At 39.3% G+C, this 10,572-nt stretch carries 4 protein-coding genes; 3 read left to right on the top strand and 1 reads right to left on the bottom strand.

All coding sequences use genetic code 11. The annotated features are described in order from the left end of the window. Positions 1–187 precede the first annotated feature (187 nt). Positions 188–1,162, top strand: coding sequence for an alpha/beta fold hydrolase (locus tag XEN7305_RS11130; RefSeq protein ID WP_006509518.1), 975 nt, complete (start codon positions 188–190; stop codon positions 1,160–1,162). Positions 1,163–1,215: 53 nt separating this feature from the next. On the opposite strand, the gene XEN7305_RS11125 is transcribed toward XEN7305_RS11130, so the two are convergent. Then, positions 1,216–2,295 carry an AI-2E family transporter gene (locus XEN7305_RS11125; RefSeq protein ID WP_006509517.1) on the bottom strand — a complete coding sequence of 360 codons (1,080 nt, stop codon included), beginning with the start codon at positions 2,293–2,295 and terminating at the stop codon, positions 1,216–1,218. Positions 2,296–2,565: 270 nt separating this feature from the next. Between XEN7305_RS11125 and XEN7305_RS11120 the strand changes: the two genes are divergently transcribed. Both XEN7305_RS11120 and XEN7305_RS11115 read left to right on the top strand, forming a co-directional pair. After that, entirely contained in the window at positions 2,566–4,605 is a 2,040-nt protein-coding gene (locus XEN7305_RS11120; RefSeq protein ID WP_006509516.1) for a carotenoid oxygenase family protein, read from the top strand. A 94-nt stretch (positions 4,606–4,699) separates the two neighbouring features. Further along, positions 4,700–10,453: an AAA family ATPase gene (locus XEN7305_RS11115; protein ID WP_006509515.1), complete on the top strand. Its 5,754-nt coding sequence runs from the start codon at positions 4,700–4,702 to the stop codon at positions 10,451–10,453. The last annotated feature ends 119 nt before the right edge of the window (positions 10,454–10,572 follow it).

Raw genomic sequence — 10,572 nt, 5'->3', positions numbered from 1 at the left:
ACTGAATATACTCGTCAGTTGATTGCTTCGATTCCGACGGGGGAATTGAAAATTGACAAGCGACCCCGCGCCGAACCTCTCTAAATCTCTCCTGAAAGGAGAGACTATATTGTTCCCCTTCCTGTAGGAAGGGGTTAGGGGTAGGTGGCGCAAGGGAACGCGCGAGTTTGAAAATTAAAAATTAAAAATGAATTATCCTGTTCTCATATTTTTGCTCATTACGGCAGCTTATCATTGGCTTGCAACTTTACGAGAAAACCTAAACCGACAACCACCAGGAGACTTAATTGATATTGGTGAATCCAAACTACATCTCTATAGAAAGGGTTCAGGAACTCCTACCGTAATTATCGATCATAGTTTGGGTGGGGTAGAAGGTTACTTTTTAATTGATGCTTTAGCTGAAATAACTCAAGTATGCATTTATGATCGAGCTGGATATGGTTGGAGCGATCGCAGTAAACAATCTCGTTGTAGTAAAAATATTGTCACAGAATTGGATTTACTTTTAACTAAAGCTAATATCGAGTCACCATATATTTTAGTAGGCGATTCTTTTGGTAGTTATAATGTTCGTCTTTATGCTCATCAATTTCCCGAAAAGGTGGTTGGACTAGTTTTAACTGATGGCTTACATGAAAAAGCAATGCTAAATTTACCACCCATTATTAAGGCTATCAAGTTATTTTTTCTTTCGGGATTTATTATTTCTATTTTTGGTTCTTTTGTGGGAATTATTCGTCTATTAGGAAATTTAGGAGCTTTTGAATTAATCAAACCGGAATTGAAGAAATTTTCAATCTCAAGTAGAAAACAAGTTAAATATTCCTTTTATCATCCTAAACACTGGATCACAATGGCTCAGGAAATTAGCACGTTAGAAACTAGTGCTCAACAATTAAAAGTAGCCACTAACTTTGATGATTTACCAATTGTTAGTATTAAATCTAAGACCTTTTTAAAGCGTTCTCTATTTAATTTCTTTTTTCCCTTCGCCAAGTTAGATCAAGTCAGAGAGCAAATTCATCAGGATTTAAGTTTCCTTTCTAACGATTTCACTCAATTATCTGCTAGCAATAGTAGTCATTTTATTTGGATAGATCAACCAGAAAAAATTATTGAAGGAGTAAAAATAATCCAGAGTAAAATCGTCTATCAGTGAATCAACAGGCAAGAGTTTACCTCTGTCATAGATGAAAAAGTATGACTTGCTGATTAGTCATCAATTTCTACTTTTCCTTCAGCCAATAATTTGGGTTTTATATAAAGATTTTCGAGTAACACCGAACTCCCTGCGACCCAAGGGGGAACAATCAAAGCGCCAATGATTCCGAGGACTTGTGCTCCTCCCAAAACAGCGAGCAATTGGTATAAAGGGGGAACTTTAACTGAATTGCCAACTAGTAAAGGATCGAGAAGATAGGTCTCGATATTTTGAATAATTAGAAAAAGTAATAGTACACCAAAAAAACTCAAACTACCTTGAGCGATCGCAACTATCAAAGCAGGGATTGCTCCCAAAACTGGACCAAAAAAAGGAATCAGATTGGTAAAGCCAGCGATTACGCCCAGACCCAAAGCTAATTCAGATAAGCCCAAAAATTTTAAGCCAATACTAATTGCGATCGCCAAAATCGCAGAAACTAAAATACGCCCTTGAATATAGCCACCCATCCGTTTACTAACGGGTCTAACTTGAGCTGATAATCTCTCGTTCCAAGGATAGGGAAACAGATTAACAATATCTTGTAGTAATTTATCCGAGCCCGATAGCATATAGCCGGAAAGGAGCAATGCGAGAATCGAACCAAGAACTCCCCCAATAAAACCTTTAGTCACATCAAAAGACCGAATTGCCAACTCCTGACTAGAGCGAATTGCCCATCCCGTGACTCCTTGAATATCAAGAAATTGACTGATAAAGCTAGCATTTTCTGGCTCTCCCATAGCGATTCGCAGAGCCATTTCATCCAACAGCGATCGCACAGTTTCGAGATAGGTTGGTAGTTTACGAATTAATCTCTGGATTTGCTCAACCACCGTCGGGCCAATAATCAGACCGACTCCCGTTAAAGTGGCAATCAAGCCCAAATATACCAGTAAAACTGATAGCCATCGGGGAATTCCCAGTTTATGGGCCGCCCTAATGATGGGAGCGAGAGTAGCAGCAATCACAACTGCAATCATCAAGACGACAATCAAGCTTCTTAGTTGCCATAACAAAATTAGTAATAACCCGAGAGCGATCGCAATAACAAAATTGCCGAGAGAAGCCGTAAAACGTTTTTGAGTCATATATTCAGTTATCAGCCACAGAAGGACGCTACTCGCCCGAAAAAGAAAATTAGAAGGATCAGCAGTTCTGAAACCCTAGAATGAGTATTCTATCATCAAGACAGAAATCATCATGGGGTGAAGATAGAAGGGAAAAACACCCCATGGCAACGTTGACTTACCAAAATAATCACCAAGAAAATCAAGACTAAAATTAGGAACAATATTTTTTTGTCTAAAGATAGGGAATGCTAATGATTACACACATTTTATTTATAAAAACATTAAATTATGACTCTCCAATCTCTAGATATTGATAATCTAAACAGTCTCAACAATTGTCCGAAACCACCAGAATCTTTACTGCAAACCAATCGAAATGAACTAGATATTAAACTCGATATTACAAAATCAGGAGCACAGGAGCTCCCAACAGACCTACAAGGCCATGTTTTTGTCGTAGCTCCTGTAGGAACCGCAGAATCGGGCGGTCTTCCCCATGCCAGTGGAGACTCATTCATGTGCGGTGATGGCATGGTTTACCGTCTCGACTTCAATCAACCTGGGGAAGTATCCCTCAAAACTCGGATTGTTAAAACAGCTGACTATTATGCGGATATCGCCAGTGCTGGGAATGAAAAATATGCCAAATACCAATTTAATAATCACGGCATGCTTCGTTTTTCCTCTGCTCTGGGCTCCCGAAATCCTCTGAGTGTAGCTTTTCTGCCTGTCAAATTTGCTCCCGATGATCAAGAACGCTTATTAATCACCTATGATGGCGGTCGTCAATACGAAATAGACACCGAAACTTTAGAATTGGCAACCCCAGTGGGTTCAAATAAAGAATGGCGAGGCGAAGTGAACGTTAAGTTTCCCTTTCCCGCAGTGCTTAGTACGGCTCATCCTGCTTTTGATGCTTGTCAAGGTGAAATGTTCACTATTAATTATGGAAGATCCCTCGAAAATTTCATGAATCTTCCTCATATTTCTGTAATAGATAAATTTTGGAAGAAATTACATCAGCATTTTCCCCATGAGCATCGAAAAGAGGAATTGTTGGAAGATTTTCTATACTTAGTTCGCTGGGATGGCGAGCAACCATTAGAGCGATGGAAATTAGTCTTGTCTGATGGCTCTTCGGTAAGAATTAAACAGAGCGTCCATCAGATTGGTTTAAGCAAGGATTATATCGTTATTATCGATACCTTTTTTAACACAGGATTAGAACAGACAATTAATAATCCTCTGCCAGAAAGAGAAAATCTAGCAGAAAAAATCCGAGAAAAAGCCAATCTAGCTCCAACTCCCGAAACTTATGTTTATATTGTACCCCGTGCAGCTTTGCAACAAGGACAAAGACCGGCTTTGGATGAGGCTGAAGTCGAGGTTACAGTCACCCAAACAAAATTACCCCCTGAGTTGACTCATTTTCTAGTAGATTACGACAATCCTCAGGATAAAGTAACTATTCATGCCGTTCATGCTTCGTCTTGGTATGCATCAGAATGGATTCGCAATTATGATCATTCTGTTTATGAGAAAGACCGTCATATAGACTCTCATCTTCACGGTATGCTGCCTAGTGTGATGGATGTTAGTCGCCTGGGTCGTTATACAGTTAATGGCAAAACAGGGGAACTAGTTGAGCAGAAAAAAATCCCTGATGCTTTTGATCCTAATATCAAATCCTGTCGTCTGACTTGGGGTGTGACGCTCTATGCCTATCGCGATCGCCTGCCTTCGTCAGATAATCCGGCAATGCCGACAAGCACAATTGACAATGTTTATTGGACTTCTGTAGGACTCTGGGGAGATCTCTTGACCGAGTTTGTTCATAACTATTACGAGAACCTCAACCGTAAGCAACCTTTCCATCAGCCCCTAGTGCACCCAGATGAAGTTATCGATTTAGGAAAAACGGGAATGCCCAGTAGTCTCTTCCGTATTGAAACCAAGTCTATGGCGATCGCAGATTCCTATGAATTTCCCCCTGGAGTAATCGGGATCTCTCCCCAATTTATGCCCCGAGAAAATAGCAACAGTTCGACTGATGGTTATATTATTTGTACCGTTCATTGTGGAGAATCAGCAACTGAATCCCATCAAATCTGGATTTTTGAGGCGGACAAACTCCATGAAGGGGCAAAATGGAAATTAACCCATCCCGACCTCACATTTGGTTTTACGTTACATACTGCTTGGCTATCTCAAGTCGCGCCTCGTCAGGCAAAATATAATATTTCTGTAGAGGAAGATTATCAAGACTTGGTTGCAGACAAACCAAAACTCAAGGAATTCTTTGAACAAGAAATCTACCCTCATTTTTAAGAAATAGGGAAAAGGAAAAAGTGATTTCTTTCCTTTTCCTCATCCCTCATCCCTTATCCCTCATCCCTCATGACCCATTCCTCATCCTTTAAAAATGTTTGCTCTCATTGGCTATAAAAATCTTAATCTAATTTATGAAAGTGCCAATTCAGAAGTCTATCGAGGTCTTCGAGAAAGCGACAATCGCGCTGTTGTTTTAAAGGTACTCAAACAAAATTATTTAAACTCAACTAAGTTAACTCGCTATAAGCAGGAATTTGAAATTCTGAGTTCTTTTGAGGCCACAGGCATAATTAAAGCCTATAGTCTTGAAACTCACCAGAGAACCGCAATCATCATCCTCGAAGATTTTGGCGCCTGCTCGTTAAAAAAATGGCTGGGAGAAAAAAAGTTTGCTCTAGAAGAATTTCTGCATATTGCTTTGCTGATTGTAAATAGCTTGGGGAATATTCATGATCGCAATATTATTCATAAAGACCTCAATCCTTCCAATATCCTGTTTAATCCTGCTACAGGAGAATTAAAAATCATTGATTTTGGCATTGCCACAGCTTTAAGCCAAGAAAATCCTAACCTAAAAAATATTAATACTCTTGAAGGAACCTTAGCCTATATCTCTCCTGAGCAAACAGGCAGAATGAATTGTAGTTTGGACTACCGCACCGATTTTTATTCTTTGGGAGTAACTTTCTACGAACTACTAACAGGCACATTACCTTTTATCACTCAAGATCCGTTGGAGCTCATTCACTGTCATTTGGCAAAACAGCCGTTATCTCCTCATCAAATTGACTCCAAGATTCCCCAGATACTTTCTTCTATAATCATGAAATTAATCGCGAAAACTGCGGACGAAAGATATCAAAGCAGTTACGGAATCAAAGCTGATCTCGAAGAATGCTTGAGACAATTAAATTTTGCTGGTAATATTCAAAAATTTCCTTTGGCAACCCAAGATATTATTAATAAATTTAAAATCCCTCAGAAACTATATGGTAGAGATCCTGAAGTCGCTGATTTACTCGCTTCCTTTGCAAGAGTATCCTGTGGGACAACAGAAGAATCCTCATCAAATAGTGAATTGGTCTTAATTGACGGTTATTCTGGAGTCGGAAAAACGGCGTTAGTCCGAGAGATTTATAAACCACTCTCCGAAAAGCAAGGCTTCTTTATCTCGGGAAAATTTGATCAATTACAGCAGAATATCCCCTACTCTGCGATTGTGAGCGCCTTTAGTGAGCTAATTCACCAATTACTCAGTGAAAGCAAAACCAAACTAGAACAATGGCGTCATAAATTATTAGATCTTTTGGGCATCAACGCTCAGATTGTGATCGATGTCATTCCCGAGCTAGAGCTCATTATTGGTCAACAGCCTGAAACATTGGTTTTAGGATCAATAGAAGCTCAAAATCGTTTCAACTTAGTTTTTCAGAGCTTTGTCTCAGCATTTTGCGAGGTGGAACATCCTCTGGTAATTTTTCTCGATGATCTCCAATGGGCAGATATTGCGAGCCTGAAGTTCATAGAATTGATGCTAAGTCAGCAAAATGCCCAACATTTACTGCTAATTGGAGCTTATCGCAATAATGAGGTGGGGAAAACTCATTCTTTGATGAGAATAATTGAAAATTTACAGCAAGCCCAGGTTAGGATCAATCGCATTAACTTAAAACCGTTAGAACCGGATTCAGTAACTCAATTAATTGCAGATACCTTACATCGCGATCGCGACAGTGCCAGCTCTGCTGAGTGCGAATCGATAATACCCTTAGCCGAATTAGTATTTAGCAAAACTCATGGCAATCCTTTCTTTGTCAATGAATTCCTCAAAACACTTTATCGGGAAAATCTCTTAGTTTTTCAGGCTCCCCAAATTTCCAAGCACCTCCAGGAAATGAAGCGAGGAGGCTGGCAATGGAATATTGCCCAAATCAAGGCGATGAATATTACCGATAATGTCGTGGAATTAACTCTGGCGCAACTCAAAAAATTACCCCCATCAACCCAAAATCTGTTGGTGATAGCAGCTTCAATTGGCTCAGAATTTTCCCTCCATACCCTCTCCCTAGTTTGTGGACAAACCGCCCGAGAAATTTTTGCTGATCTGAAAATTGCCCTCAATTTAGGACTAATTATTGCCCTGTCCGAATTAAACGAAGAGTTATTAATTCGAGATTATAAATTTGGACACGATCGCATTCAACAGGCTGCCTATGTTTTAGTTGATGAATCCCAAAAACAATCAATTCACCTAAAAATTGGTCGTTTATTACTTCAGGAAAAAGCCAAAGAGGAACATTCTGAGCAAATATTTTCCATTGTCGAACAACTTAATCGGGGAATTAACTTAATTACTGAAACTTCAGAAATAAATTCCCTTGCCGAACTAAATTTAACTGCGGCAAAAAAGGCCAAAACTGCTACGGCCTATGAAGCAGCACGGGAATATCTCAAGATTGCCTATGGACTACTATCGAACAACAGTTGGCAAACAGATTATGATTTGACCCTGACTATTTATACAGAAACCGTGGAGATATCCTACCTCAGAGGTGATTTTCTGACCATGGAACAAATGGTGACCTTAGTTCTGGCTCAAGCCCAAACCCTGTTGGACAAAGTCAGAGTCTATGAAATCAAAATCGAAGCCTATATCGCTCAAAATCAAAACCTCGAAGCAATTCAAACTGCCTTACCAATTTTGGAACTCCTAGGTGTTGTTTTACCGACAAAACCCACGGAATCAGATATTCAAACAGAATTTAAGCAAACCCAGCACAATCTCCAAGCTCATGACCTTAAAAATATCATTGATTTGCCCATCATGAGTGATCGCTCTATTTTGGCAGCGATGACAATTATGAATAGTATTGTTCCTAGTACCTATATCGCTGCTCCGACCTTATTGCCGCTAATTATTTTTAAGCAAATTAATTTGTCTCTGAGCTACGGGAATACATCTCTCTCGGCGGTTGCTTATGTTTTTTACGGTCTGATTTTATGTAGCATGGCAGATGATATCGAGCAAGGTTACTCTTTTGGCCAATTATCTCTCGAAATTTTGGAACGCTTTCAAACTCAAGAATTGTATGCCAATATAGTTGCAGTTTTATATGCCACAATTAAGCATTGGAAAGAACCATTACATAAATCCCTAGAAGCCCTAAAGTTTTCCTATCGAAGGGGCTTGGAAACTGGTGATTTGTATCACGGGACAACTAGTTCTTATCTCTATGCTTTTCATGCCGTTTACAGTGGTCAAGAACTTGCGAATCTTGCTTTAGAAGTCCAAGTTTACAATGATGCTTGTCGCAAATTTAAACAAGATATTACTCTTAACTACAATCGAATTTATGCTCAGCTAATTTTTAACCTAGCAGGAGCAGAGGATAATCCCTGTCAACTAATTGGCGAAGCCTATGATGAGGAAATGATGATACCTTTTCATCTTCAGGCCAATGATCGTTACGCACTTTGCGCTTTATATGTCAATAAGTTATATCTAGCTTTGCTATTTGGCGAAGGTTCTGTCGCCGTAGCCAATGCTATTCAAGCATCTAAGTATTTAGATGGGGCTACTTCGACTCTATTAATTCCCCTATTCCATTTTTATGATTCTCTAGCTCAGCTATCTATCTATGGTATTAGTGGTGATTTACAAAAACCCTGGATTCTTGAGCAGGTTATGGCCAACCAGTGCAAACTAGGTCATTGGGCAGAACATGCACCGATGAATTATCTGCATAAATTTCACTTAGTTGAAGCTGAACTGCATCGCGCTCAAGGTGATTATCTCTTAGCTATGGATTCCTACGATCGCGCGATCGAGATGGCTCAGGAGCAGCAATTCCTCAATGACGAAGCGCTAGCAAATGAATTAGCCGGCAAGTTTTATTTGGCCTGGGGGAAACGAAAAATTGCCCAGACTTATCTTAATGAGGCTTATTATCTTTACCTCCATTGGGGAGCCAAGGCCAAAGCAAAAAATTTAGTCCAAACCTATGGGCAGCTAATCTCTAGAGGCTCACCAACGACTGCGACTGCCTATCTTTCGGAGCAAATCACACTCAATTTTGATGTGACAACGGAAAGTGAAACTGGAGATTCCCTAGACTTAGCGACGGTAATGAAAGCTTCTCAAGCGATCTCGGGAGAAATCTTACTGGAGAAATTACTCGCTAATTTAATGACAATTTTGATTGAAAATGCTGGTGCGCAATGGGGATATCTTATTTTAAACTCGGATGATCAATTACGCATCGAAGCTATTGGCTCCGTCGACCAAGACAATATTCAGGTTATGCAGTCGATTCCGATCGCAGAGCGCCTACCCACTTCGATTGTTAACTATGTGGCACGCACTCAGGAAACAATTCTCGAACATAATATTTCTAAGCGAGGTAAATTTACTGAAGATCCTTACATCAAATCTCATCGCACTAAATCGGTACTTTGTACTCCCCTGATCGATCAGGGTCAATTAACTGGCATTATTTATCTAGAAAATAATTTAACTACTAGGGCCTTTACCCCCAAAAGATTAAAGATTTTACAGCTTCTATCAGGTCAAGCTGCGATCGCAATTAGTAATGCCAAACTATACAAAGAATTGCAAGAAAGCCAAAGACGACTTAAGGAGTTTTTCAATGCTATGCCCATTGGCGTGACGATTCACGAACCCAATGGCCAAGCCTGTTATTCCAATCTTCAAGCCCAAAAGCTATTAGGCATGAATGTCCTGCCTGAAGCTCAATCAGGAGATTTAGCTCAAGCCTATAATATCTATCAATATGGGACTCAAGATTTGTACCCAACAGCAAAATTACCAGTTGTGAGGGCTTTGGCTGGGGAAACTGTGCAAGTAGATGATATTGCAATTCATCACTCAGGAAAAATTGTCCCTTTAGAAGCTTCTACAACTCCCATCTATAATAAAGCAGGTAACATTGAATATGCGATCGCCACTTTCCAGGATATCAGCGATCGCAAACAAACAGAACAACTCCTAGCCAACTACAATCGAACCTTGGAAAATCAAGTCGCTATCAGAACAGAAGAACTATCTCTAGCTCTAGAAGAACTCAAAACTGCCCAAAAACAACTTGTGGAATCGGAAAAGATGGCTTCGTTAGGCGGGTTGGTTGCGGGAATTGCCCATGAAATAAATACTCCCATCGGCATTGGTGTGACCGCAGCTTCAACTTTAGAGGAAAAAACAGCAGAATTTAACGATATTTATCACAGTGGCAAGATGAAGCGTTCTCAACTAGAAAAATTTCTCGATCTAGCTGTGCGTAGTAGCAATATGCTTTTAAGCAATCTTGATCGCGCTGCCGAATTAATTCAAAGCTTTAAAAAAGTTGCGGTAGATCAATCTAGCGAATCCAAAAGATCTTTTCAGCTCAAAGACTATATCAAAGAAATTCTGATTTCCCTAGCGCCAAAACTTAAAAGAAAAAAACATAAAATAGAGTTAAGAGGGGAGGAAAAACTAATTCTTTATAATTATCCAGGAGCATTATCCCAAATTATTACCAACCTAATTCTTAATTCCTTAATTCATGCCTATTCGGACCAGGATACTGGTTCAATTATTATTGATTTTCAAGAACAAGAAGACCAAGTACTTCTTATCTATTCTGATGATGGCAAAGGTATCAACTCGGAAGATTTAAGTAAAATTTTTGAACCTTTTTTTACAACCAAACGAGGACAAGGTGGCAGCGGTTTAGGGTTACATCTTGTTTATAATCTAGTCACTCAAAAACTTCAAGGTACTATTGAATGCCAAAGTGAATTAGGTCATGGCACCAAATTTATGATCAAATTTCCTACTCAAATTTAGTTTTATATTTGATATATATTAGCCTCAAACAGATTTAGAAAAATGGAGATATACTTGGACTATTATTACTGTGATTTTTAATACAAATTACTATATTTAGTAGTTTTCATACTAAGTTC

The sequence above is a fragment of the Xenococcus sp. PCC 7305 genome (genome assembly GCF_000332055.1).
Taxonomy (GTDB): Bacteria; Cyanobacteriota; Cyanobacteriia; order Cyanobacteriales; family Xenococcaceae; genus Xenococcus.
The sequence above is the reverse complement of the archived record's forward strand: the minus strand, read 5'-3'. Positions and strand labels throughout refer to the sequence as shown.

Excerpts from the sequence above, each read along its gene's own strand:
- XEN7305_RS11130 (WP_006509518.1), top strand. The coding sequence starts at position 188 with ATGAATTATCCTGTTCTCATATTTTTGCTCATTACGGCAGCTTATCAT.
- XEN7305_RS11125 (WP_006509517.1), bottom strand. The coding sequence starts at position 2,295 with ATGACTCAAAAACGTTTTACGGCTTCTCTCGGCAATTTTGTTATTGCG.
- XEN7305_RS11120 (WP_006509516.1), top strand. The coding sequence starts at position 2,566 with ATGACTCTCCAATCTCTAGATATTGATAATCTAAACAGTCTCAACAAT.
- XEN7305_RS11115 (WP_006509515.1), top strand. The coding sequence starts at position 4,700 with ATGTTTGCTCTCATTGGCTATAAAAATCTTAATCTAATTTATGAAAGT.